Below are 24,815 nucleotides of genomic sequence, written 5' to 3'. Positions count from 1 at the left end.
CGTCTCTCCTCATCGCGCAGGCCATGAGGCGTTAGCTGATCGCGACGAATGGCTCAATCGACCCTATCGATGCTGCGCATTATTCTTCGGGCTGGCTCGGCGATCCTTCCCGCTGGAGGCGGCGGGCAGTGCGCTCATGCAATATAGCGGCCTCGCGCAGGCGGCGGGCGACATCTGCATCGCCACAGTTGTCGGCCTTCAAGCGCGCCACCCGGGCGAGTTGCTGATAGTAAATGGCATCACGCCGGGTTTCCATGTCCTGCGGAATAGCACGACATGGCCCCGCGCGAAGCCGTTTTGCGACAGCTTGTCTTGCAACGGGACAGGTGAGGCACTTGAGGAGGCCCGGAACTTTTCGACCAAGCCACCGATTTGACATCCCGTTAGCCGGCCCTCACGGTGCGGTCACTCCACAGGAGGCCATGTGGCTTTGAACGGCGCCGATGCATTGCTGACCCAACCCATCGCCTATATCGGGGCGTCCGGGCTCACCATCGGCGCGATCATCTCGGCCATCGTTGTCTTCTCGACGGCGCTGCTGGCAGTGTGGCTACTCAAGAAGTTCGTGCGCCGCGCACAGCAGACCATGGGGGAGGAGCGCTCCCACGCCATTCATATCGGCGGGCAGATTGCGCGCTATGTCATCGTGGCATTCGGGCTTGCAGCGGCGGTGTCGGCGCTGGGAGTCGATCTGTCCGCGCTCTCCCTGTTCGCTGGTGCGCTGGGTGTCGGCATCGGCTTGGGGCTGCGCGATATCGTGCGCAACTTCGTGGGCGGGCTGGTGCTGCTGTTCGACCGGAGCATCGAAGTCGGCGATTTCGTTGAACTGGAAGACGGCACCATGGGCGAGGTACGCTCCATTGGCCCGCGCGCGACGGCGGTGCTGACCAATGACGATGTCGACATGCTCGTGCCCAATGCCAATCTCATCGACGGCAAGGTGACCAACTGGACGCGCAACCGCATGACCCGCCGCGTCCACATTCCGTTCCGCACGGCTCTTAATGCCGACAAGGAGAAGGTACGCGACGCCGTGATCGAGGCGGCCAAGGCCGTGCCGCTGACCTTGCCGGATGCCGGGCGCAAGCGCACGCAGGTCTGGCTGGTCGGCTATGGCGAGAACGCGCTCAAGTTCGAGCTGGTCGTCTGGCCCACCCTGTCCGCCGTCAAACGACCGGGGCGCACGCTGGCGACCTATTGCTGGGCGATCGACGATGCCCTGCGCCAGAATGCCATCGAAATCCCGCTGCCGCAGCAGGAAATCCGGGTGCGCGGCCTGTTCGGCCAGGAGGGCGAGGCTGGACTGGACGCCTTGCGGCCGGGGCAGGTCGCGGCAACCGATGGGGCAGGGGCGCGTTCTTCCTCCGAAGGCTGAGGGCTTGGTCCCCGGCATTATAGGAGGCCTATCCATGACGCAGAGTCAGAAAACCCCGCCGCTGGACTTCAACGATCCCGACAAGGACAATGCCGAGCAGGATGAGAGCGGCACGCAGGCGCAGGATGTCGCCGCCGATGCGCAGGCCAATCCCTATCGCGGCGATTCCGAAACCGAGCATGGCGGCAAGCCGAATCCCGCTCAGGTGATGCCCATCGATGCGCCGGACCTGGTGGACACGATGAACCAGATGGATCGCAGCGGCCTCATCGACATGGGCGCCTATGAAGGCGAGGAGAATATGGACGACGAGGACGGCTCCATCCCCGAATAGCACCGACACCGTTTCCCTCTCTTTAGGATCGTCCCGGATGATCCGCCCGATCATCGAGCGCCCGAGCCGGCCACCGCCGGCTCGGGCGCTTCCCGTTTCCGTAGCGTCCGGACTGCGCATCGCTGCTCTTCATGCCAGCATGGCGCCCCTCCTTCGCGCAGCACAGATACGCATTTGCAACGGGTGTCGACAAGGCGCGGGGCGGTTTGACGTGGGTCAAAGCGAGCCGTGGCGCAAAGGCTACACCTGTGTCTCGAATGAACGATATGACTGCCCTTTGGGGCAGTCGGGTCTTGCATTCAGTGAGTGCGGGCGCATTGAACATGCATGCCCATCCCGCAGGGCCAGCATAACAGAAACGGAAGAGAGAGAATGAAACGGATTTCCCTGTCCATCCAAGCGTCCATCCCCGCGCTGCTCCTCGCCTCGACGAGCGCCCTCGCCCAAACCCCGCAGGCCGCCCAGACAGCGACCGCCGCCGATGACGGCATGGAGATCATCGTCACGGCCCAGAAGCGCGAGCAATCGCTGCAGGATGTCGGTGCGGCCGTCAGCGCGCTTGGCGCAGAGCGGATCGCCAGCGCTGGCGTCAACAGCATCTCTGACCTGCAGACGATCGTGCCGTCGGTGAATTTCGGCAGCGACTTCAACCAGGCGAAGATCTTCATTCGTGGCGTGGGTGCCAACACCTCGACCACGGGCAGCTCGACCGGCGTGGCCTTCCACGTCGACGGTGCTTACGTGGCCCGCGCCGAGGCCCAGCTCACCTCGCTCTTCGATCTGGAGCGCATCGAGGTGCTGCGCGGCCCGCAAGGCACGCTCTATGGCCGCAACGCGGTGGGTGGTTCGATCAACGTCATCACCGCCCGCCCGACGGACGTCTTCTCCGGCTATGGCCGCATCGGCTATGGCAGCTACAATGCGTTGACGACCGAAGCCGCGATCAGCGGCCCGATCACCGAGGGCATTCGCGCCCGTCTGGCGATCAAGACCGAGAACCGCGACGGCTATGGCGTCAACCCGGTCTCCGGCAAGGATGTCGACGACCTCAACCGCCGCATGGGCCGCGCCTCGCTCGAGTTCGACCTTGGCCGTGAGGCGACGCTGCTGGTCTCCGGCGAATATTTCCGCCAGAGCGACGCCTCCGGCGCGATCCATTATCTGCGCGCATCCTTCCCCGGCGTGGCGCGTCTGGCCCCGCTCGGCGTGGGTGGCTATGCGACCAACCCGCGTGATCTCGCGACGGAATCCAGCCCGGGCACCGAGACCGAGACCTATGCCTTCACCGGCACGCTCAATGTGCCACTCAACGATGCGCTGACGGTCACCAACATCGCCAACTATCGCTCCTTCAAGAGCTCGCTGTTCCAGGACCTCGACCTTTCGGCCGTGATCGACAGCCTGCCGACCAACGGTCAGGCGACCACGGTGCAGGAGCGCCGGATCGACAGCAAGCAGTGGAGCAACGAGCTGCGGCTTGGCCTGCAGTCCGAATGGGTGAACGGCACCATCGGCGTGTTCTTCTTCCATGAGCGCCAGCGGCCGATCGACAATGTCGGTCTCGCCAACCGGACCGGCATGGCGCAGAATATCGGCGTGCTGCAGGCTGCGGGCATTGATCTGAACGAGGCCTATGGCCTGTGCGGATACTCGCCCAACGGCGTGACCGGCGGCAGCAACATCATCGCGCCCAAGCGCGTCTGCACGCGCTCGAACCTGCTGACCGAGGCTTTCTCGATCTTCGGCCAGTATGAGATCGGGCTTGGCATGTTCAGCGAGGCGCTCTCGGGCCTCAGCGTGAAGCTCGGCGGCCGCTGGAGCAGTGAGCATGTGGAGTCGGAGAACCCCTCCATCATCATCACCCGCAACGGGGTGGGGCCGGTGCTGCGCTACACCGCCGCGGGCACGCATGTGGAGAAGACCTTCCGCGACTTCACGCCGGAAGCCGGGCTGGTCTGGAAGGCCAATCAGGACATCCTGCTCTATTACACCTATTCGGAAGGCTTCAAGGCCGGCTCGGGTGAGAATGCCGCAGGCAGCACCACGATCGTGAACCCCGAGAAGATGTTCAACCATGAGGCCGGCATCAAGGCGAGCTTCGGTCGCATGCTGACCGTGAACCTCGCGGGCTATGCCTATACGCTGAACGGCCTGCAGCTGAACAAGACGATCGCGGGCGGCCCGACCGGCTACACCACGATCTTCCAGAACGCGGCCAAGACACGCGCAAAGGGCATCGAGCTCGACGCGATGCTGCGCCCGATGCCCGGCCTGCGCCTGAGCGGTGCGCTCTCCTACACGGATGCGCATTTCGTCGATTATCTGACGCTGGATCCGCTGAACCCGGCCAACATCGCTGGTGGCACGCCGTATAACGCCGTGACCAACCCCGATCCGACGGCCTTCGGTGCGCCGAGCGGTGGCAACATCCAGCTTGCCGGCAACGACACGCGCAACAGCCCGCGCTGGTCGTGGAACCTGCACGGCGAATATGATGTGATTGCGCCCATCGGCACCTTCACGCCGAGCGTGGACGTCTCCTATAAGAGCCGCACCTACTTCAGCGAGTATATGCGCGAGATCGAGAGCAGCGCGGCCTACACCATGGTCGATGCCTCGCTGGCCTATGAGACCAACGACGGCCGCATCCGCGCGCAGCTTTGGGCCAAGAACCTGTTCGACGTATTCCGCCCGAGCAGCACCTTCGCTCTGGCGACAGGCCGCCTGCTCGGCGTGACCTGGCTCCCGCCGCGCACTTACGGCCTGACGGTCGGCTACAAGTTCTGAGGATTCACGCGGCGGCTGAGGTCGCCGCGTGACTGCCCGAACGCACCAACATCGCGCCCGGCAGGCTCAGGCTTGCTGGGCGTAATTGCGTTCTGGCATCAGCCACACCGCGACCGTCCGTGCGTCGCCCTATTTCTTGTCATCGAACGGTATGTAGACCGAGGATTTGTAGAACCGCCCAAGCAAGGCGCCGACATGCACCGGCGCAAACTTCGCTTCGCCGTCACGCTCCACCAATTCCTCCAGCGGTTCGACGACCACGTCGTGATCTGCATTCCAGAAGAAGGGGATTGAAAAGCGTTCGACATGGGAGGTGTTGCGCACGCGGTGGAGCGTCGAGCGATAGCGCCCGTTCGACCACCACATCATCATGTTGCCGATATTGACCGTAAAGGCTCCGGGGACCGGCGGGGCGGAAATCCAGCGCCCGTCCAGCGTCTTGAGTTCAAGCCCGCCAATCTCACCCTGGGCGAGGATCACGAGCGGACCTTCGTCGACGTGGGCGCTCAAATTCTTTATTTCGTTGCCGGCCCCTTCGGGAAGGGAAGGGTAGTACATCAAGCTGATTTGCGAAGTGGACTTCTGGAAGTAGCGGTTGAAGCGGTCTTCCGGCAGATCCAGCCCTAAGGCGAAGGCACGGACCAATTCCTCTGCGAGATGCGACATCGTATCGTAATAGGTCATGCAATCCTTGTCGAAGTTGTCGACCTTGGATGACCATCGGTTCGGTTGGTAAAAGGGATTGCCGGTTTTAAGCAGCGGGTCATCAGGGGCGAAATCCCGCTGAATGCGATACTGCTCGAAGACACGGCTGTTCGCGTTCAGATTCTCTTTATCGCCTGAATAAATCCACCCACGATTGAGTTGGTCGTTGACGCGGACTTCCTCCTTGTCTTCCATCGGTAAGTGGAAGAAATCGGCGGCCCTGTCGAAAACGGCCTGACGCGTCTCGGTCGGCACGCCGTGTCCGGTGAGATAGAAGAAGCCTATGGTGGCGCAGGCTTCGGCGATCCGTCGAGAGACTTCGCGCCGCGCCTCGGCATCCCCGAAGAGGAAGGGGGCAAAGTCGATCAGTGGAATTTCGGAAAGCTCGACAGCCTGCGCTATCAGGCGGTCTTCATCCTGAATCATATCGTCCATGCTCTGCTCACTCATCGTTGCAACTTGGCTGACCGATGCTCAAGGTGGCAGCTCGCCCGGCGAACCGGTAATGCTATTCTCGTCCGGTTTTCTTGCGCGAATTGCAACGCCTTGCCGGGCGTAGGCGATGGGCCGGCGCGTTATCGCTGAGCCGGATCGCGCGGCTCATTGCGCTGGATGTGGGTGAGAAGGGCTCTGGTGAAGGACTGCGGATCCTCCCGTGCAGAGATATGGCCTGCATCGAGCAATATGAGTTCCGCGCCGGGAATGCGGGATGCCAGCAACTCGCTGTCGGCGGGTGGCGTGGGCACATCGTTGCGACCCGTCATGACCAGGGTCGGTACCGTTATGGCGGAAAGATGGTCCGTGAAATCGCAGTCGCGCAAAACCGCGCAGCAGCCCGCGAAGCCCTGCGCTGGCGTGGCAAGGAATATCTCGCGGAACTGGGCGATTGTTGCCGGGTCTTGATCGCGAAACGCATCCGAGAAAAAGCGCAGGAGTGACATATCCACCAAGGCTGCCATGCCGCGCGAGAGAGCGGTCTCGATCCTTTGTTGCCAGCCTTCAATGGTGCCCAGTCGGGCCGCTGTGTCGCACAGGGTCAGGCTGGCAAGCCTGTCCGGCCTGTTGAGTGCCAGCCACTGCCCCATCGTACCGCCGAGTGACAGTCCACAAAGGTGCGCGCGCTCGACCTCGAGGGCATCGAGGATCGCAAGCGCGTCCCCCGCAAGTTGCTCGACGGTGTAAGGCCCTTCGGGAGCATCGCTGGCACCATGGCCGCGAACGTCATAGCGAATGATGCGGTATCGGTCGTTGAGGGCCGCTGCTTGCCGGTCCCAGAGGGTCAGGTCGCAGCCAATGGAATGCGCGAAGAGTATAGCCGGGGCATCGCGCGGACCCTCCACCCGGACGTTGAGCCGGGTGTGATCGAAGGAAGGGATGAGTGGCATCGAGAACTCCTTCTCTTCCGCATGGCACATCGCGGCGTGACTGGGTGTTTCGAAGGACGTTCGGCGAGCATGCTCAATTGGCACAACCGGGCCTTAAAACAGGCCTTAAGTTCGCTGTCTTTGAAATCCGTCCGACGGAGTTCCCGAATGAGTGGCTTTGCGCTTCCGGTGATCGATCTTTCTGCAATGGAGAGCGATCACCCTGACACGAGGCAGGAGACTGTTCTCGGGTTGAAGGCCGCAAGTGTGCGGCATGGGTTCTTCTATCTTGTCGGCCACGGCCTTAGCAGCGAGCGGCTTGCGCTGGTGTTGAACTATGCAAAGGCCCTGTTCGCCCTGGATGAGGCCGAAAAACGCGCCATCACAAATGGATCTGCCCGTGGAGGACGCGGCTATGCGCGCATGGGCGGACGTACCAGTGAAGGTTTACCGCAGGATGCCCTGAAGGAAGAATATTATCTCGGGAGCGAGGGCGTGGACGAAGAGGCCAATCTCTGGCCGGACGGGGTGCCTGGCTTTAAGGCATTCATGCTCGATTACGTGGCTGACATGCATGATATATCGCGGCGGCTGATGGCCGGTTTCGCTCTTTCGCTCGATTTGCCGGAAGACTATTTTTCCGCCTTCTGCACCGATCCAATCGCCGCGCTGCGGCTGGTCCATTATTCCGCTGGCGCCAAGGGGGCCGGAGCGCATTGCGACTTTGGGAGTTTGACCCTGCTTTTGCAGGATGAGGTGGGCGGCCTGCAGGTGCTCGATCAGGATGACGGCAGCTGGATCGAAGCGCCCCCGATGCCCGGAAGCCTGGTGGTCAATGTGGGTGATTTGTTCCAGCGCTGGACCAATGGTCGGTACAAATCGTCGGTTCACAGGGTCGTGAACATCACCGGTGTGGACCGTTATTCCGCGCCATTCTTCCTGACAGGCGCGCCACAGCAGGAAATCGCCTGTTTGCCTTCCTGCTTAGCTGAAGGGGAGGTGCCGCATCATCCTGCCACCACGGTGGCCGAACATATTCGGCGCAGCTTCGACGCGCAGGGCTTCTGACCCGTACTAGCTTGATGTGGCAATTCTGGATGTGTTGCGCTGAAGGGGCGCTGCGCACCAGCGCTGGCCGCCCACCTTCAACGGCGCAACGGGCCGAGCGATGCAGGGCTCTGAGCAATTTCTTGATTATTTGGTCGGGACGAGAGGATTCGAACCTCCGACCCCCACACCCCCAGTGTGATGCGCTACCAGGCTGCGCTACGTCCCGACCGGAGGTGCGCTCCTAGGCGTATCGCGCGGAAGTTGCAAGGTCCGTTGGCGCCTCCCTGCGCATGATTTTTCATTTTGCTGGTGGCCGGCAGGCGGGGCGGGGTGACTGGGCGATTGTTCGGCGCGCTTTGCTCGGCCGGCGCGCGGCGCAGCGGCGGCGCGGGGGAAGGGCGCCCGGCGATCTCGGTTGCCTGCACCGGGGCGATATGCTAGCCGCGCGGCCTTGAAACAGTGTGCGTGAGGCCGCATCTGCGGGGCGCGCTGTTCATCCATCTGCTGATTGCCCTGCTCAAGGATCGCAATGTTCACAACTTTTGCACTCGCCGCCGCTGCACCGGGCTCTTCCGGAATGGCCAGCTTCATGAGCTTCGTTCCGCTGATCCTGATCTTTGCGGTGTTCTACTTCCTGCTCATTCGTCCGCAGCAGCAGCAGATGAAGAAGCATCGCGCCAAGATCGGCGCGGTCAAGAAAGGCGATCAGGTCGTCACCGGCGGCGGCCTCGTCGGCAAGGTGACCCGGGTGGACGACACCTATGTGGATGTCGAACTCGGCCAGGGCATCAAGGTGAAGGCGGTCAAGGCGACCCTGAGCGATGTCGTCGATCCGATGACCGCCAAGCCCGCGAACGACTGACGGGCCATGCTCGACTTTCCCCGCTGGAAGATCTGGCTCGTCCTTGTGGCGCTGGTCGTCGGCAGTCTCTATGCCGTGCCGAGCTTCCTGCCCGACCAGACCTATTCGCAATTGCCGCGCTTCATGCAGGCGCGCGTCAATCTGGGCCTCGACCTCTCCGGCGGCAGCCACATTCTGCTCGAGGCGGACACAAAGGACGTGGCGCGCCAGCGCATCCAGAATATCGAGGAAGCGATCCGCGTCGATCTGCGGCGGGCTGATAGCCGCATCGCCATTGGCGAGATGTCGACGCAGGGCAATGCGCTGCGCTTCATGGTGCGCGATGCCACGCAGGTGGATGCCGCCGTCGAGCGCATCCGTCCGCTAACGCGCGGCGCCGGCCTCACGGGCCAGCGCGACTTCGATGTGCAGGTACGCGATGGCAGCACCATCGTCGTGACGCCGACCGAAGCCGGCATCAACGCCGCCGTCGAGAGCGCCATGGAAGTGGCGACGGAAGTCATCCGCAAGCGCATCGACGAGATGGGCACGCGTGAGCCGACCATCATCCGCCAGGGCAGCAATCGCATCGTCGTGCAGGTGCCGGGCCTTCAGGACCCCGCTCAGCTCAAGGATCTGCTCGGCCAGACCGCGCAGCTTGAGTTCAAGCTGGTCGACACGACGGCCAATCCGGCCGACTTGGCGCGCGGCATCGCGCCGGTGGGCAGCGTGCTTGTGCCGTATCCAGACAATCCACTCGGCCAGCCGGTCATCGCGGTGAAGCGGCAGACCATGGTGGCGGGCGATGAGCTGATCGACGCCCAGCAATCCTATGATCCCAAGACCAATGCGCCGGTGGTGAGCATCCGCTTCAACAGCTCCGGCGCCAACAAGTTCGCGCGCACCACGCAGCAGAACGTGAACAAGCCCTTCGCGATGATCCTCGATGGCACGGTGCTCTCGGCGCCCAACATCAACGAGCCCATCCTCGGCGGATCGGCGCAGATCAGCGGCAACTTCACCGTGGAAAGCGCCAACCAGCTGGCGATCGCGCTGCGCTCCGGCCAACTGCCGGTGAAGCTGACGGTGGTGGAGGAACGCACGGTCGGGCCGGATCTTGGCGCTGATTCCATCCGCAAGGGCATTATCGCCGGCGGCGTGGCGACGGCTGCGGTGCTGCTGCTGATGGTGATGGCTTATGGCCGCTTCGGCATCTACGCGAACCTGGCGCTGATCTTCAACGTGCTGATGATCGTCGGCATCATGGCGCTGTTCAACGCGACGCTGACCCTGCCGGGCATTGCCGGCTTCGTCCTGACCATCGGTGCGGCGGTGGACGCCAACGTGCTGATCAACGAGCGCATCCGCGAGGAGCAGCGACGCGGCCGCAGCATCATGCAGACGGTCGAAACCGGCTATAAGGAAGCGCAGCGCGCGATCTTTGACGCCAATACGACGAACGTGATCGCCGCCGCTTTGATGTTCTACTTCGGCTCCGGGCCGATCAAGGGCTTTGCGGTGGTTCTCACCATCGGCATCTTCACCTCGGTCTTCACGGCCGTGACGGTGACGCGCCTGTTCGCTTCCTTCTGGCTGCGCAAGCGGCCGACGACACTGACGATCTGAGGCACAAGACCAATGCGCTTGCTCAAGCTTGTCCCGGACAACACCAACATCGGCTTCCTCAAGTGGCGCCACATCGCCATGGCGATCAGCATGATCTCGATCATCGCGTCGATTGCTCTGGTCGCCACGCGCGGCCTCAATCTGGGCGTCGATTTCGTCGGCGGCCAGATGATGCGGGTCACCTTCTCGCAGCCCGTCAACCTCGATGCCCTGCGCGGCACCGTGGATGCGGCGGTGAAGGGGGAGGCGAATATCCAGCAGTTCGGCTCGGCGAAGGACGTCTCGATCCGTACCTCCTTGCCCGAGGGTGGCGAGGATGCCGCGAACCAGGCTGCCGAGCGGCTCAAGGCGGCGATCCTCAAGGCCCATCCCGATGCGGTGTTCGGCAGTGTCGATACCGTGTCCGGCAAGGTCTCGGGCGAACTGTTCGAGACTGGCGCCTGGTCGATGTTCTTCGCGATGCTGGCGATCTCCATCTACATCTGGTTCCGCTTCGAGTGGCAGTTCGGTCTCGGCGCGCTGTTTGCGCTGTTCCATGACGTGGCGCTCACCTTCGGGCTGTTCGCGCTCACCCAGATGGAGTTCAACCTGAACATCGTCGCGGCCCTGCTGACGATCATCGGCTATTCGCTCAACGACACCATCGTCATCTATGACCGTATCCGCGAAAATCTGCGCAAATATCGCAAGATGGAGCTGGTTCCGCTGCTTGACCTCTCGATCAACGAGACGCTCGCACGCACGGTGATGACCTCGCTGACGATCATCATCACACTGGTGGTGCTGCTGCTCCTCGGGCCGGAAGTGATCTTCGGCTTCACCGCCGCCATGTTGTTCGGCATTTTCGTTGGCACCTATTCGTCGATGTACATGTCCGCGCCGCTGCTGGTGTGGACCAAGGTCGGCTCGGACAGCTTCGTTGCTAAGGCGGGCGGTCAGGTGGCCGGCGCCGAGCGGACCCTCAAGAACGAGACGATGCCGCGCTGATCTCGCGGCATCCGTCGGGCGGGGAGGAAAGAGCATGGAACTGCTCCGCGACGAGAAGCCCGCGGGCCCGGTCATCACCGGCTTTGCCGGGCGCGGCTTTCGCGTGCGCGATCATGTGTTCGACAGCGGCATCCTGATCGATCCGGCTGGCGTGGTCCCGTGGGACGCGCCCACGACGATCGACCAACTGACAATTGAGATGCTGCGCCCGATCCTGGATCTCGACCCGCCGGCGGAATTTCTCCTCCTCGGCACTGGACCCAGGCTGGTCAGGCCCTCGGCAGCGTTCGTCCGCGCCGTCGAAGCCATGGGGATCGGCGTGGAGGCCATGGATAGCCGTGCGGCGGCGCGCGCCTGGGGCGTACTGCGACAGGAAGACCGGCAGATCGTCGGAGCGCTGCTCCCGCATCGATGAGCAACTGACAGCCCGCGCCCGAAGCGCCGGGCATGACGCGAAATCTTAACCTCAGTCCGCTAGACCTGTTTCCAGGATCAGAAAAGGCAGGAACAAAATCCGGCAACGGGCGTCCTGTACGGGTGAGGATGGAGCGTGATGGGGCAGCTCCTTATGTGAGTATGTCGCATGGCCGTCATCGCCGTTGATTTTGAAGCGTCCTGCCTGCCGCAATATGGCCGGTCTTTCCCCATTGAAGTCGGCATTGCCAGCACCGAAGGCTGGAGCCGATTCTGGCTGATCCGTCCTCATGCGGACTGGGCCGACTGGCAGTGGAGCGAGGAAGCCGAGAGCCTGCACGGCATTTCGCGTGCGCAGCTGGAGCGCGATGGGCTAGATGCCCGCTGCGTCGCACGGCAATTGCGCGCGGCCGTGGCTGGGCATGAGGTGATTGCCGACAGCTATTTCGATGATGCGTGGTCGCGCACGCTCTTTGCTGCAGCGGGCGAACCCACACATCTGCCGATCCGCTGTCTCGCCGAGCTTCGCCTCTTTCACGATACGGACCGCACGGTCCTGACGCGGCTGCTCGATGCAGCCGATCGTCAGCGCGCGCGGCGCCACCGCGCCGAGGATGATGCGCGCTGGCTGGCCCAGCTCATGGCTGGTCTGATTGCCGAGAGCGAAATGGCTAGGCCAGCGGCGCGCGCCGCTTAAGATCGCGTAAGACCGGCCGCCGGTGAACCTCGCGGCGGCCTTGGCCTATTGCTCCAGATCGTCAGCCAGTGCCTCGGGCGGATGCAGGCGCACCCGCGCGACATGGCGCGGATTGGCCTCGACGATTTCGATGCGCCAACCACTCGGCTCATGCTCGATGATTTCGCCGGTCTCCGGCACGCGCCCCGCGATCACGAAGGCGAGGCCGCCAATGGTGTCGACGTCGGAATCGACCTCGGCAAGGCGCGGATCGATGGTTCGGGCGATATCTTCGAGCTCGGCGCGGGCGTCGGCATCCCACATGCCATCTTCCAGCGCCACCAGCAGTGCCTCCGGTTCCTCGTCATGCTCGTCCTCGATATCGCCGACGATTTCCTCGACGAGATCCTCGATGGTCAGCAGACCGTCCGTACCGGAATATTCATCGAGCACGATGGCGAGGTGCGTGCGCTTGGCGCGCATTTCGGCGAGCAGGTCCAGCACGCCCATGCTCTGCGGCACATAGAGCGGCTGACGGATCAGCGTCTCCAGCGACTCCGGGTGCGCTTCTCCGCGCGCCAGAATGGCAAAGGCATCGCGAATGTGGATCATGCCGGTGACATGATCGAGCGTGTCCTTGTAGACGGGGATGCGGCTGTGGCCGGCCTGAGCGAAAAGCGCCATCAGCTCCGTAAAGCTGGCATCCTGCGAAATGGCGATGATGTCCGCGCGCGGCACGGCGACGTCGTCTACAGTATGCTCGCTGAAATGGAGCATGTTGCGGAGCATCTGACGCTCGATCGGGGTGAGGTCGCCCTTGCGGGACGTCTCATCTTCCTGATCGTCATATTGCTCGATGACGCTCTCAAGCTCGTGCCTGAGGCTAGTCGATCCATTATCGCCGAAAAGCAGGGCTTTGAGGCCCTGCCATATTCGTCCGCCTTCGCTGCTACTACTACTGTCGCCCTCTTTGGAGGGGGACGGTGCGGATGTCTCCGACATCTTCTGGATCAATTCCCTGTTTCGTCAATCGGCCCGGTCATGCCGGGCCCGCGATCCCCATATGGATCATCAATGCCCAGCGTTTCAAGGGCTCGTATTTCGAGGCGCTCCATCGCCTCGGCCTCGGCGTCATTTTCATGATCATGGCCGAGCAGGTGGAGGGTGCCGTGAACGATGAGGTGCGTCGCGTGATTTTCGAGCGAAACCGCACGTTCCAGCGCCTCACGGGCGCAGGTCTGGTAGGCGAGGATGATGTCGCCGAGCAGCACCTCACCATCGTCGCTATTTTCGATGGACTCGATGAGATCGCTCTGGATCATCGGAAAGGAGAGGACGTTGGTCGGCTTGTCCTTTCCCCGGAAGGAGGCGTTGAGCTGCTGGACTTCGGCATCGTCTGCCAGCCGGATGGAGAGTTCGACGCAGGCATCGCTGTCGATGATCACCGATTGCGAAGTTTGCGCGAGCGCGGCGCGCACGGCTCGATCAGCGAGCGCGTTCCAGTCGGTCTTCTCGGCCCATTCGGGGCTGGCCTCGGTCAGCACTTCAAGCATTCGGGCCCTCATAAGCCGCGACGATCCGTCCGACGATGGGGTGGCGCACCACATCCGCCGTGGTGAAGCGGGTGACGGCGATGCCTTCAATGCCCTCCAGCCGCTCGACTGCATCAGCGAGGCCCGATGCGCCGGGCTGCGGCAGATCGACCTGCTTGGGGTCGCCGCAGATGACCATGCGACTACCTTCGCCAAAGCGGGTGAGGAACATCTTCATCTGCGCGATGGTGGTGTTCTGCGCTTCATCGAGGATGATGAAAGCATTGGCGAGCGTGCGGCCGCGCATGAAGGCGAGCGGCGCGACCTCGATCTCGCCCGAGGCGATGCGCCGCTCGACCTGCTCGGCGGGGAGCGTGTCGTAGAGGGCATCGTAAAGCGGGCGGAGATAGGGGTCGACCTTCTCCTTCATGTCGCCGGGCAGGAAACCCAGGCGCTCGCCGGCCTCGACGGCAGGGCGCGAGAGAATAAGGCGGTCCACAGAGCCGGTGATGAGCTGGCTCACCGCCTGCGCGACGGCAAGATAGGTCTTGCCGGTGCCGGCCGGCCCGAGGGCGAAGATCAGCTCGTGGCGGGCCAGCGCGTCCATATAGACGCCCTGATTGGCCGAACGCGGCACGATGGTCTTCTTGCGGGTGCGGATCATCACCTTGGGCGGCTCCGACACATCATGCCGGATGATGCCATCGAGCGTCGGCTCGGCGGACATGGCGATCACCGCCTCCACCGCGCCGCTGTCGACCGTCTGGCCGGCGGCGAGGCGATTATAGAGCCCCTGCAGGACATCGCGGGCGCGGGCGGCGCCTTCCGCATTCCCTTCGATCTGCAGCTTGTTCCCCCGTGCGGAGATGTACACGCCGAGGCGGTTCTCGATGGCCACGAGGTTCTGGTCATATTCCCCGAACAAGGCGCCGAGCAGAAACGGCTTGTCGAAGACCAGTTCGAGGCGGGCCCGTTCTCCGGCCTGGGCGGGCACGGGGCGCTTAGGCAAGCGGGCGACCAAGCGGTCGACTCAGGGCGCGGGGCGCGATGAGAGTGTCTGTCATTGCCAGGCTTCATGCCAGAAGGGCGGGGGGAGCGACAAGCGGGAAGTCTCGACCTTGAGGTGAAAAGAGGGGCTGCGGTTTGGGTGAGGGCGCGGGTGTGATCTTGCGGCGGGGTCGGTTTCCCTGGGAGGTGTGAGGGGGGACGAGTATTTCTCGTCATTCCCGCGCACGCGGGAATGACGATGGAAAAATCCAAAGTCGGCGCTATCGCCGTTTCGAAATTTTGATCTTGAATGGCCGGCACTCGCTTCTTTGCGGCACGCCCCTTAGCCGTGCGCCGAATCCCAATGCTCCACGATCAGGCCATCGCGAATGCGATAGGTGTCGTACCACCAGACCGGCGTGAGCCGCTTGGGGTCGGGCGGGTCCGGCAAATACCGCCGGAACATGAGCTGGACGAGGTCGCCCTCGGCGAGGACGAATTCGAACCGGGTCAGCGGATAGGTGCCCGGCTCCAGCGGTTGCATGTCTGGAAATTCGGTGCGCAGGAAGGCGATGAGCGCTGCCAGTCCCTGGCCGATGCCGGGCGAATGCTGGATGTAATCGGGCGCGATATATTTGCCCGCAGCCTCGATGTTGCGACCGTCGATGACGTCATGCCACATCGCCAGCACAAGTTGCTTGTTGGCCGCGAGCGCGACGGCCTCCGGCGATTGCGCCATATCCTCTCCCCAGCAGTGTCGCCCAGGACTAGCGGGTTCCACCGACACGTAAAATGGCGATTGGAAGGCGTGCCCGGCCACCTGCTCGGACGGAGAACCTCAGGCCGGGGCCAGCACGCCGTCGTAGATCGAATCTTCCAGCGCCCGGCCGGCGCCCATCGCCACGCACATCAGCGGGTTTTCGGCGATCTTCACGGGTAAGCCGGTCGCGACCGCAATGGCCTCGTCCATGCCCCGCAGCAGCGCGCCGCCGCCTGTGAGGGTGATGCCCTCGTCGATAATGTCGGCGGACAGCTCCGGCGGGGTCTCCTCCAGCGCGGTCATCACCGAGCCGACGATCTGGTTGATCGATTCGCGCAGGGCCTCGGCGATCTGGGCTTCGCTGATCTCGATTTCGACCGGGCGGCCATTGACCAGATCGCGTCCGCGCACGCCCAGGGTTATGCCGGCGCCGTCGGGCGTCATGGCATTACCGATCTGCTGCTTGACGCGCTCGGCCGTTATCTCGCCGATCATCAGATTATGATGGCGCCGGACGTAGGAGGAGATGGCTTCGTCCATCTTGTCGCCGCCGACACGCACCGAGCCGCTATAGGCGATGCCGCTCAGCGACAGCACGGCCACCTCGGTGGTGCCGCCGCCAATGTCGACGACCATGGCGCCAATCGGGTCTACCACCGGTAAGCCCGCGCCGATTGCGGCAGCCATTGGCTCCTCGATGAGCTGCACGTCGGCAGCGCCGGCGCGCGAGGTGGCGTCGCGGATCGCGCGGCGCTCAACCATCGTAGCGCCGGAGGGCACCGCGACGACGACGCGGTTGCGGCCCATGCGCGCGCTGCCCAGCGCCTTGTCGATGAAATGCTTAATCATCTGCTCGGCGATTTCGATGTCGGCGATCACGCCATCGCGCAGCGGACGCAGGGCGCGGACGCCTTCCGGCGTCTTGCCCAGCATCAGTTTCGCCTCATTGCCGACGGCCTTGATATGGCCGACGCCCGCGATCGTCTCGATCGCTATGACGGACGGCTCGTTCAGGACGACGCCCTTGCCGGCGACGTGAACCAACGTGTTGACGGTGCCCAGATCGATCGCGAGATCATGGCCGGAAAAGCTGAAAAAGCGGGAAAACTTCATACCCTCGAGATCGTCACTGAGTGAAGCCGTTCACATGCCGCGCGGGCACGGTGGCGTATTCTGCAAAGAGGTGAAGCGGTGTTTTCAGGGGACCGTTGCCCGCGCCTGCCCACCTCAGGCGGCAAGCGGACTGGCGAGCGCGCCGGCGAGGCTGTTGGGCCCGGCCGAGAGAATATCCACCGCGATCAGATCGCCGATGGCCGCGCTCGTGCCATCGATATGGACCGACTGGAGCCAGGGCGTCTTGCCGATGAGCTGGCCGGGGTGCCGCCCCTTGCGCTCCAGCAAAATGGTCGTGCGCTTGCCGACGAGGGCCTGGTTGAACGCCAGTTGATGAACGTTCAGCGCGGCCTGCAGGCGCTTGAGGCGCTCGTCCATCACCTCTGGCGCGATCTGGCCTTCCATATCGGCAGCGGGCGTGCCCGGGCGCGGACTGTATTTGAAGCTGAAGCATTGCGCATAGCGTGCCTCGTGCACGATGCTCAATGTCTCCTCGAACTCTGCATCGGTCTCCCCGGGAAAGCCGACGATGAAATCGCCGGACAGGGCGATGTCCGGCCTGGCGGCGCGGACGCGCTCGATGATGCGCAGATAGGAGTCGCGACTGTGGCTGCGGTTCATGGCCTTGAGGATGCGGTCCGAGCCGGCTTGCACCGGCAGGTGGAGGAACGGCATCAACGCCGGCACCTCGGCATGGGCATCGATCAGCGCCTGCGTCATGTCGTTGGGGTGGCTGGTGGTGTAGCGGATGCGCGCAAGGCCGGGCAGCCTGTCCAGCGCGCGGATGAGCCCGTCCAGCCCCTGCGGGCGACCGGCGTCGTCTTCGCCGGACCAGGCATTCACATTCTGGCCGAGCAGGCTGATCTCGCAGGCGCCAGCATCGACCAGCGCGCGCGCCTCATCTAGGATGGCGCTCCAGGGGCGGCTGACCTCCGCGCCGCGCGTATAGGGCACGACGCAATAGGTGCAGAACTTGTCGCACCCCTCTTGCACGGTGAGAAAGGCAGACGGCGCGGATCGGCGTGCCCGACCCGGCAGCACGTCGAATTTGGAATCGGCGGGCATGTCCGTATCGACGGCCTCGCGACCCGCCACCACATCGTCGATGAGGCCGGGCAGGCGGTGATAGGCCTGCGGGCCGACGACGATATCGACGGCCTTGGTGCGCCGGGTGATTTCCGACCCTTCCGCCTGCGCCACGCAGCCCGCGACGGCGATCATCGGGCGCGTGCCATCCTCCCGCCGCAGCCGACCAATGTCCGAATAGACCTTCTCGGCCGCTCGCTCGCGGATGTGGCAGGTGTTCAGCACCACCAGATCCGCCTCTGCACCGTCGCCCGCCGCCGTCATGCCGCGCGCCGCCAGCAACTCGCCCATGCGCTCGCCATCATAGACGTTCATCTGGCAGCCGAAGGATTTGACATGGTAGGTCTTGGGTGGGGTCTGGGTCATGCCCGCGCCTATACAGCCGTTAGGACGAGGGGGGAAGGGCAGGCCGCTGCGGGGCCTGCCGTTCAGCCGGGCAGGCCCATGGCCGCGGCAAGCCTCGCCCGCGCGCTGGCGGCGAGTGCCTTGCGATCGGGATGATCGCCGGGATCGAATGGATCGAGGAATCGCAGCGTCAGGGTGCGCCGGCCACGCGCGCCGAGGATGCGGAGCGCATTGGCGATGCCGCTCTCGCCCTCGTTCCAGGCGACGAGATCGGTTCCCGCGCCGTAATCGATGACGACCGGCTGGATGAGGATGGAGCGGGGCGGCGGGAGAAGAACCGAAAAGAGAGCCGGCTTGAACGGCAGCAGAGACTGGCCGTCCCCAGTCGTCCCTTCCGGGAACAGCGCGATGGGCTGATGCGCGGCCAGTGCGGTACGCACGGCATCGATCTGCCCGGAGACGGCTCCGCGCCGCTCGCGGGTGATGAACACGGTATTGTTTTGCGCCGCGAGCCAGCCGACGATGGGCGCACGCGCGACATCATCCTTGGAGATGAACGCGGTCCGCGTGGCGCCGCCCAGCGCCAATATGTCGATCCAGCTCACATGATTGGCGATGAAGAACACATCGTGCAGCAAGGGGGTGCCCTCGATGCGGACGTCAAAGCCCGTCGCGTGCGCGGCGCGCGCGAGGAAGCGCTGGGGCCAGGGCGAAACGCCGCGGTGCCGGGCGAGAAGATGCGGGATGACGCAGGCAATGACGACGCCGATCAGGCGCGCAAGCCTCGCGAGCGCGCGCAGGCGGCTCACTTAGTCCTTGCTGCGATCGCGATCGAGCGAGACGCCGTAGAGCTCCATGCGGTGATCCACGAGCCGATAGCCCAGCTTCTCGGCGATCTGGCGCTGGAGCTGCTCCAGCTCCGGGTCCACGAACTCCACGACCTTGCCGGATTCCACGTCGATCAGGTGATCGTGATGGGCTTCTGGCGCCGGCTCATAGCGCGCGCGGCCATCGCCGAAATCATGACGCTCCAATATGCCTGCCTCTTCGAACAGGCGCACAGTGCGATACACCGTGGCGATGGAGATGTTGCTGTCGATCGCGGAGGCGCGCTCGTGCAGCTTTTCCACATCGGGATGGTCTTCGCTTTCGGAAAGCACGCGGGCGATCACGCGCCGCTGCTCGGTGATGCGCAGGCCGCGCTCTGCGCACAGCGCTTCTATGTCAATCGTCCGGGACATGGAGACTGTGTAGCTGAATTTGCCCGTTCTGGAACCCGCAATTTCGGCTTTTTGACGATTGGCGGACAAGAAAAATGCCGCCCTTGTGCAAAGGCGGCATCGTTCGATTTTTGCGTTCGCGCGCGGGGCGCGGGATTATTTGCGGCCGCGCTTGCGCGTGGTGCCGAGACCGATCTTCTTGGCCAGCGTGCGGCGCTGCTCGGCATAGTTGGGCGCGACCATCGGATAGTCAGCGGGGAGTCCCCACTTCGCGCGATAGTCTTCCGGTGTCATCTGATAATGGGTCATGAGATGCCGCTTGAGCATCTTCAGCTTCTTCCCGTCTTCCAGGCACACGATGTAATCGGGCTTGATCGAAGAACGGACAGATACGGCCGGCTCCTGCTTGGGCTGCGGCGGCGCGACGTCCTGCTGAAGACCGGCCAGCGCACTGTAAACATTCTGGATGAGCGTCGGCACGTCCGACACAGCCACGCTGTTATTGGATACGTGGGCAGCCACGATATCCGAGGTGAGCGTGATCAGCACTTCGTCTTGAGCGTTAGTATCGGACATATGAAGTTCCCATTATCAACTTGCGACCCGTAGAATCACTATTCTTACTCTATATTCTACCGTTAAACATTATGGGGATTGAACGATGAGCGCAAGAGAAGTTTCGGACTCAGGACGCTCCCTGTCCCAAAACGAGTTTCAAACTCAAAGCATCAAAGCGGGAACCGTTCGATCCACAATAGTAGTTAAGTCGAACATTATACTGATGAAAGCCGGCTTTGATATAAAGATGAAGAGCTGGATTCCCTGATCGCACTTCCAGAAAAATTGTTTCTGCGCCGGTTCCCTCGGCCTCTGTCATGCAGCGATCAAGTAATCGGCGGCCATGTGTCCGCCCACGATGATCCGGATGGACGGCAAGCAAAAGAAGCTCCGCTTCGCCGGCAATACTGCGGATTAGGCCGAAGCCGACCGGTCCGGCATGGGTGTAGCCAGTCACCAGAATGGAGCCGGGCAACTGCATCATGCCCATCAATTGCGCAGAGGACCATGCTTCGCCAAATTCCGGTGGGAAGGCGGCCGACATCACCTGCATGGCGGCGCCGATCTCGTCCACACAAGGATCGAGACTGGCCACGATGCGGAGCGCCTCCTTGTCCTGCATCAGCGAACCGGCGCTGGTCTGGGCTTGCTTAAGGCAGCCATGGGCTTCGCGTCTGCCCCGCGCCCGTAATCGGGCACGGGCGGGCGGGTGCGCTGCGTGACGGGCAGGCGGACCACCGCGCGGGCATCGGGAAGCAGCGGAACGGCCTGACCCCGCGCGCCGGCATCGACCAGCGTCTGGGCACCCGAGCCGACGAGCAGGCCGACGTTGAGAGACGCCGCCAGTTCGTCGATTGGCGTGGATCGGACGGTGAGGGGCGGGCCGTCGGGCGTGACAGGCGATGCCGCATCCGCCCAGAAGATTTCGCCATGTCCACCGACCATCGTCACTGCGAACGGCTCTGTCGGTGCCAACTCGGTGCGCGCGATGGCGGCAACCAGATCGAGGCAGCCATAGCCGGAAATAGGCACCTGCCATGCGAAGCCCAGCGCGCGCGCGGCAGCCAGCCCCACGCGCACACCGGTGAAGCTGCCGGGGCCAATGTTCACGAGAATGGCGTCAGCGCGGCCGCCCTCGGGCAGCGCGGCGATAGCGGGCAGCAGCGCTTCGGCATGACCGCGCCCCAACTCGCGATGCGTTGCCTCAATCAACCGGTCGCCATCGAAAAGGGCGATGGAGAGCGCCGGCGTGGCGCAATCGATAATGAGCGTGCGCTGCGCCAAGGGCTGGCTCATCGTGCGCGTGGGGGAACGATCCGGCGCATCGATCGGCTCAGACGGCCCGGACTTCGGTCACTTCCGGCACATAATGCTTGAGCAGTTGCTCGATGCCGTTCTTGAGTGTCGCGGTTGAGGAGGGGCAGCCGGCGCAGGCGCCCTGCATCCGCAGGAAGACGGTGCCGCGCTCAAAGCCGCGATAGACGATATCGCCGCCATCATTGGCGACGGCGGGGCGCACGCGGGTGTCGATCAATTCGCGAATCTGCGCGACGATGTCGGCATCGGCCGGGTCGTCGCCGGGCATGGCGCCATCGTCCTCATTCTCCGCCGGAACGCGGATATCGTGCGCCGTGCCCGGCGCGAACAGCGGCATGTCCGCCGAGAAATGGTCGAGCAGGATCGCGATTACGTCTGTGCGCAGCGAACTCCACGCAACGCCCGGCGCTGCCGTGACCGAGATGAAATCCCGGCCGAAGAACACCCCGGTCACATCCCCGAGGTTGAACAGCGCTTCGGCGAGCGGCGAGGCCGTCGCCTCGTCTGCGCTTGCGAAATCGCGCGTGCCGGAGGTCATGACCGGGCGCCCCGGCAGAAACTTCAGGGTTGCGGGATTGGGGGTCTGCTCGGTTTCGATGAACATGCTGGCTCTCGCGCGAAGGACGGAGGCCGGCTTGAACGCGCGCCGGCCAAGGATGCGACTGCCTCCCATTTGGGCCGTCACCGGCGCTCGTGCAAGGGGCGAGTTGGCGCCTAGCGCGTCGGAGCGGATGCCGATCCGGCCGATGTGCCGAGCGCCGGGGCCGGCGCGCTCTCGGGCAGAACCACCGCGGACCAGCTTTTCTCCGGCACGAGATAGCGGGCAGCGAGCGCCTGCAGGTCGGCTGGCGTGATGCTGGTGAGATCACGCCCAAGCGCGCGCGCATAGCCAAGCTGGTTCTCGTCGCGGGAGAAGCCCTGCAGCTGGTCCATCCAGAAGGCATTGCTGTAGGCCGCGCGCGTCAGCAATTGACGCACCGGCGCGATCTGACGGTTGAGTTCATCCTCCGTCACCGGATTGGTGGTCAGATCGCGCACCAGTTCATCCACCAGCTGATAGAAATACGGGATGCGCTCGGGCTTGAGCTGGGTCTGCACGACCAGAAACCCGCCGCCGTTCATCCGTTCGGGCCAGTTGCTGGATGCGCTGGGCGTGTAGGCCGCACCGTCGATGGAGCGCAGCCGCTCGAACAGCCGGTCGGTGATGATGCGGGCCAGCATTTCAAGCTGGCGGCTCTCGCGAATGTCGGCGACGCCACTGCCGGTCGGCCAGGCGATGATCGCGGCGGCCTGTTCGTCCGGCCCGTCATGGACGATGCGAACCGGGGTCGCCACATGAGCGGGGAAATTGAGCGCGAGGTTGCGGGCCGGTGGCGGTGCGTCGGCGCGTTTGGGCAGAGCGCCGAAGCTGGCGGCCACGGCGGCAATCGCCTGCTCGACATCGAGATCGCCGAACACCTGGATTTCAATGGGGCCGTTGGCGAGGCGGGGTGCCCAGACCTTGCGGAAGGCATCCAGCGTCAACGCCGTGCGATCATCCGGCGAGGCCGGGCTGAAGCGGGCATCCTTGTCCCGCAGCATCCACTCGAGATCGCGGCCAATGGCTTCCGCAGCGGAGGCTGGCACCGGATCATAGCTGGCCTCAAGCATTGCCATGGAGCGGCGCAGCGGTGCCTCATCCCAGCGGGGGAAGGCCAGCTTGGAGGCGAACAGGCGCAGCTGATCGGGATAATCCTGCGGGCTGCTCGTGCCGCTGAGCGTGAACGCATCGTCATCGATGCCGAAGTTCAGCGACAGGCGGCGGCCGCTCATCAGATCGTTCAGCTCTCGCTGGCCGAGGTCGCCGATGCCACTGGCAGTCAGCGCATAGGGCACCGCCCACAAGGCGGCGCGCTCATCCGGCGCGAAGCTCTGGCGGCCATGGCCCCAGCGCACATTGATATGCACCTTGCCCGGTTCGGCTTGATTGCCGGCGACCAGCAAGCGAACACCATTCTCGAACGTGACGTTCTGGATGCCGAGCACACCGAGGTCCGTGCGCGAGGCAACCTTGCCCGGCGCGGGCAGCTTGGGCAGCGCGGCCATGGTCACCCGCGAATCGCTCAGGCGCGCGCGGGAATTGGGCTCGACCTGCGCGCTGAAGGCAGTCTGCAGGCGCTGTTCGGCATTGTCCTGCGGCGCGCGCAGGCTCAGCAAGGCGCGTTCCACCGTAGCGGAGAACAGCCGGTTGGTGGCCGCGAGCAGTTGCTCGGGCGTCATATATTTCTTGGAGGACTGGTAGATGGCGAGCTGGTCCTGCGGGGAGACGACCGTCTCGCGAATATCCACCGCCTGCACGATGCTCTCGACCTGCTGGGGACTACCCTCAATGGCTGCACTGGCTACCAGCGCAGCGAAGCCTGCTTCCATGCCCTGAAACTCGCGGTCGATATCGACCTGACTGGGGGCGACCCGGCGGGCATCCTCGATGATCGCGCGCACTTCCTGCAGCGCCTTCTCCCAATCACTCCCATTGGGCACGATGGTCACATAGGTCGCATTGGCCGAGCGCATGCTGTTATCCAGCGACACATTGGCCTGCACGAACGACGCACCGTCGCTGGCCACGGCTTCGAGGCGCCGATTGATCAGTTCCAGCGCGACCATGTCGGCCAGCCGCATCTGGTTGAAGACGATCGTATCTTCGTTGAACACCCATGGCCGCAGATAAGCGAGGCCGACGCTATAGGGCACGCTCGGCTCGACGATCACCTTGGTGGCCGGGGCGGAGGGATCGGGCTTGCCGAAGTCGGGCAGCGGCGTCGCGCGGCCCTTGGCCTTCCAGCCGGAGAAATGCGCGCGGACCATCGCTTCGAGCGCGGCCGGCTCCATGGACCCGGAAATGGCGATCACGGTGCGATCGGGGCGATACCAGCGGTCGTGGAAGGCGCGCAGGGCTTGCGGCGTCGCCTTGAGCAGCGTCTGCTCGGTGCCGATGGGGCTGTGGCTGGCGAGGCGCTGGCCGGCGAAATAGAAGGCGCGGATCTCGTCACCCAGCCGGGCGCCGGGGCCAAGGCTCTCGCGCCGCTCGGCGAGGATGACGGCGCGTTCGGCCTCCACGGGCACCTTGCTGATGTTGGGCTGCTGCATCATGCCGGCGAGAATGCGCAGGCTCTCGTCAATGCCTTCGTTCGTCGCGCGCGGCAGATCGAGCGCGTAGGTGGTGCCGGTTGGCGTGGTCTGCGCGTTGCTGTCGCTGCCGAACTCGGCGCCCAGCCGCTGCCAGATCCGCTTCGATTCGCCATCGGGCACATCGCGCGATCCGCGGAAGGAGAGATGCTCGATGAAGTGCGCAAAGCCGGCTTCGGCAGGCTCTTCCATCAGCGAGCCGACATCCACCCGCACGCGGATCGATACCTGTCCGGCCGGCACATCGTTGCGGCGGACCGCATAGCGCAGGCCGTTGTCCAGCACGCCGAACTGCCATGCCGGGTCGATGGGCACGTCGCTCTTCTCGTAGAGCCACGGGCGCTCGGCCGGAACGGTGGGCTTGAGCGTCGGCTCGCCCGCCTTGGATTGCGGCTGAAGAAGGCCGGGCACCTCGCCCTGTGCGGCCAGTGGCGCCGAAGCGATCAGGCCGAGGACAACGGTTGCGGAAACGATGGGCCGGAAGATATCGGAAACGGTCATGATGCCAGTCTATTGCCCATTGCGTGTGGGGTCACCCTGAAACTCAGGGCAATGATGGTCGGGCGGAAT

General features: G+C 64.0%; 24 protein-coding genes and 1 tRNA gene. 9 read left to right on the top strand and 16 right to left on the bottom strand.

What is annotated here, in order from left to right; genetic code table 11:
* The first annotated feature begins 424 nt into the window (after window positions 1-424).
* The 3 genes from M2336_RS15075 to M2336_RS15065 all read left to right on the top strand — a co-directional run bounded on the left by M2336_RS15075 (window position 425) and on the right by M2336_RS15065 (window position 4,496).
* Window positions 425-1,375 carry a mechanosensitive ion channel family protein gene (locus tag M2336_RS15075; protein WP_264573114.1) on the top strand — a complete coding sequence of 317 codons (951 nt, stop codon included), beginning with the start codon at window positions 425-427 and terminating at the stop codon, window positions 1,373-1,375.
* Between the two features lie 34 nt (window positions 1,376-1,409).
* The gene (locus M2336_RS15070; RefSeq protein WP_264573113.1) at window positions 1,410-1,709 is read left to right on the top strand and encodes a hypothetical protein; all 300 of its coding nucleotides are present in this window, start codon (window positions 1,410-1,412) and stop codon (window positions 1,707-1,709) included.
* A gap of 372 nt (window positions 1,710-2,081) precedes the next feature.
* Window positions 2,082-4,496 carry a TonB-dependent receptor gene (locus M2336_RS15065; protein WP_264573112.1) on the top strand — a complete coding sequence of 805 codons (2,415 nt, stop codon included), beginning with the start codon at window positions 2,082-2,084 and terminating at the stop codon, window positions 4,494-4,496.
* Window positions 4,497-4,625: 129 nt separating this feature from the next.
* Here the strand turns inward: M2336_RS15065 and M2336_RS15060 are convergent, their stop codons facing one another.
* A complete protein-coding gene (locus tag M2336_RS15060; protein ID WP_264573111.1) occupies window positions 4,626-5,636 on the bottom strand; it encodes an isopenicillin N synthase family dioxygenase in 1,011 nt (336 codons plus the stop codon).
* Window positions 5,637-5,776: 140 nt separating this feature from the next.
* Entirely contained in the window at window positions 5,777-6,586 is an 810-nt protein-coding gene (pcaD, locus tag M2336_RS15055) for a 3-oxoadipate enol-lactonase (RefSeq protein WP_264573110.1), read from the bottom strand.
* Window positions 6,587-6,733: 147 nt separating this feature from the next.
* Here pcaD and M2336_RS15050 point away from each other — a divergent pair, with 147 nt between their 5' ends.
* Window positions 6,734-7,633: an isopenicillin N synthase family dioxygenase gene (locus tag M2336_RS15050; protein ID WP_264573109.1), complete on the top strand. Its 900-nt coding sequence runs from the start codon at window positions 6,734-6,736 to the stop codon at window positions 7,631-7,633.
* A 131-nt stretch (window positions 7,634-7,764) separates the two neighbouring features.
* Here M2336_RS15050 and M2336_RS15045 read toward each other — a convergent pair.
* Window positions 7,765-7,841: transfer RNA gene (locus M2336_RS15045), tRNA-Pro, on the bottom strand.
* Window positions 7,842-8,144: 303 nt separating this feature from the next.
* Between M2336_RS15045 and yajC the strand changes: the two genes are divergently transcribed.
* The 5 genes from yajC to M2336_RS15020 all read left to right on the top strand — a co-directional run bounded on the left by yajC (window position 8,145) and on the right by M2336_RS15020 (window position 12,180).
* Entirely contained in the window at window positions 8,145-8,477 is a 333-nt protein-coding gene (gene yajC, locus M2336_RS15040) for a preprotein translocase subunit YajC (RefSeq protein WP_181559997.1), read from the top strand.
* Between the two features lie 6 nt (window positions 8,478-8,483).
* The gene (gene secD, locus M2336_RS15035) at window positions 8,484-10,082 is read left to right on the top strand and encodes a protein translocase subunit SecD (RefSeq protein ID WP_264573108.1); all 1,599 of its coding nucleotides are present in this window, start codon (window positions 8,484-8,486) and stop codon (window positions 10,080-10,082) included.
* Window positions 10,083-10,094: 12 nt separating this feature from the next.
* Window positions 10,095-11,069, top strand: a complete 975-nt coding sequence (gene secF / locus M2336_RS15030; protein ID WP_264573107.1) for a protein translocase subunit SecF — start codon at window positions 10,095-10,097, stop codon at window positions 11,067-11,069.
* Window positions 11,070-11,103: 34 nt separating this feature from the next.
* Window positions 11,104-11,484 (top strand): Mth938-like domain-containing protein, encoded by a 381-nt coding sequence (locus tag M2336_RS15025; RefSeq protein WP_264573106.1) that lies wholly within the window; start codon window positions 11,104-11,106, stop codon window positions 11,482-11,484.
* 168 nt (window positions 11,485-11,652) lie between these two features.
* Window positions 11,653-12,180: a hypothetical protein gene (locus M2336_RS15020; protein ID WP_264573105.1), complete on the top strand. Its 528-nt coding sequence runs from the start codon at window positions 11,653-11,655 to the stop codon at window positions 12,178-12,180.
* A 45-nt stretch (window positions 12,181-12,225) separates the two neighbouring features.
* On the opposite strand, the gene M2336_RS15015 is transcribed toward M2336_RS15020, so the two are convergent.
* From M2336_RS15015 to M2336_RS14955, 13 genes are all read right to left on the bottom strand, one after another.
* Complete coding sequence (locus tag M2336_RS15015) at window positions 12,226-13,161, bottom strand: hemolysin family protein (RefSeq protein ID WP_264573104.1); 936 nt, start codon at window positions 13,159-13,161, stop codon at window positions 12,226-12,228.
* A gap of 8 nt (window positions 13,162-13,169) precedes the next feature.
* Window positions 13,170-13,712: an rRNA maturation RNase YbeY gene (gene ybeY, locus M2336_RS15010; RefSeq protein ID WP_264573103.1), complete on the bottom strand. Its 543-nt coding sequence runs from the start codon at window positions 13,710-13,712 to the stop codon at window positions 13,170-13,172.
* Window positions 13,705-14,700, bottom strand: coding sequence for a PhoH family protein (locus M2336_RS15005; RefSeq protein ID WP_181559990.1), 996 nt, complete (start codon window positions 14,698-14,700; stop codon window positions 13,705-13,707). The genes ybeY and M2336_RS15005 overlap by 8 nt, the downstream gene beginning before the upstream one ends.
* Window positions 14,701-15,021: 321 nt before the next feature.
* Window positions 15,022-15,417, bottom strand: a complete 396-nt coding sequence (locus M2336_RS15000; RefSeq protein WP_264573102.1) for a nuclear transport factor 2 family protein — start codon at window positions 15,415-15,417, stop codon at window positions 15,022-15,024.
* Window positions 15,418-15,516: 99 nt separating this feature from the next.
* A complete protein-coding gene (locus M2336_RS14995) occupies window positions 15,517-16,551 on the bottom strand; it encodes a rod shape-determining protein (protein ID WP_181559988.1) in 1,035 nt (344 codons plus the stop codon).
* A gap of 114 nt (window positions 16,552-16,665) precedes the next feature.
* Window positions 16,666-18,015: a tRNA (N6-isopentenyl adenosine(37)-C2)-methylthiotransferase MiaB gene (gene miaB / locus M2336_RS14990; RefSeq protein WP_264574892.1), complete on the bottom strand. Its 1,350-nt coding sequence runs from the start codon at window positions 18,013-18,015 to the stop codon at window positions 16,666-16,668.
* Window positions 18,016-18,065: 50 nt separating this feature from the next.
* Window positions 18,066-18,791, bottom strand: a complete 726-nt coding sequence (locus M2336_RS14985; protein WP_264573101.1) for a lysophospholipid acyltransferase family protein — start codon at window positions 18,789-18,791, stop codon at window positions 18,066-18,068.
* The gene (locus M2336_RS14980; protein ID WP_181559986.1) at window positions 18,792-19,223 is read right to left on the bottom strand and encodes a Fur family transcriptional regulator; all 432 of its coding nucleotides are present in this window, start codon (window positions 19,221-19,223) and stop codon (window positions 18,792-18,794) included.
* A 135-nt stretch (window positions 19,224-19,358) separates the two neighbouring features.
* Window positions 19,359-19,778, bottom strand: coding sequence for a MucR family transcriptional regulator (locus M2336_RS14975; protein WP_264570670.1), 420 nt, complete (start codon window positions 19,776-19,778; stop codon window positions 19,359-19,361).
* A gap of 109 nt (window positions 19,779-19,887) precedes the next feature.
* On the bottom strand, window positions 19,888-20,382 hold the full coding sequence (locus tag M2336_RS14970; protein WP_264573100.1) for a GNAT family N-acetyltransferase: 495 nt from the start codon (window positions 20,380-20,382) through the stop codon (window positions 19,888-19,890).
* Entirely contained in the window at window positions 20,382-21,044 is a 663-nt protein-coding gene (gene tsaB / locus M2336_RS14965; protein WP_264593170.1) for a tRNA (adenosine(37)-N6)-threonylcarbamoyltransferase complex dimerization subunit type 1 TsaB, read from the bottom strand. Before tsaB ends, M2336_RS14970 begins: the two co-directional genes overlap by 1 nt.
* Window positions 21,045-21,093: 49 nt before the next feature.
* Window positions 21,094-21,681, bottom strand: coding sequence for a NifU family protein (locus tag M2336_RS14960; protein ID WP_181559983.1), 588 nt, complete (start codon window positions 21,679-21,681; stop codon window positions 21,094-21,096).
* Window positions 21,682-21,791: 110 nt separating this feature from the next.
* On the bottom strand, window positions 21,792-24,746 hold the full coding sequence (locus M2336_RS14955) for a M16 family metallopeptidase (RefSeq protein ID WP_264573097.1): 2,955 nt from the start codon (window positions 24,744-24,746) through the stop codon (window positions 21,792-21,794).
* Window positions 24,747-24,815 lie beyond the last annotated feature (69 nt).

Origin of the sequence: Sphingobium sp. B1D7B (genome assembly GCF_025961965.1) — a bacterium.
Classification (GTDB): Bacteria; Pseudomonadota; Alphaproteobacteria; order Sphingomonadales; family Sphingomonadaceae; genus Sphingobium.
Note: the sequence above shows the minus strand (reverse complement) of the source record. Positions and strands in the feature narration are given on the sequence as shown.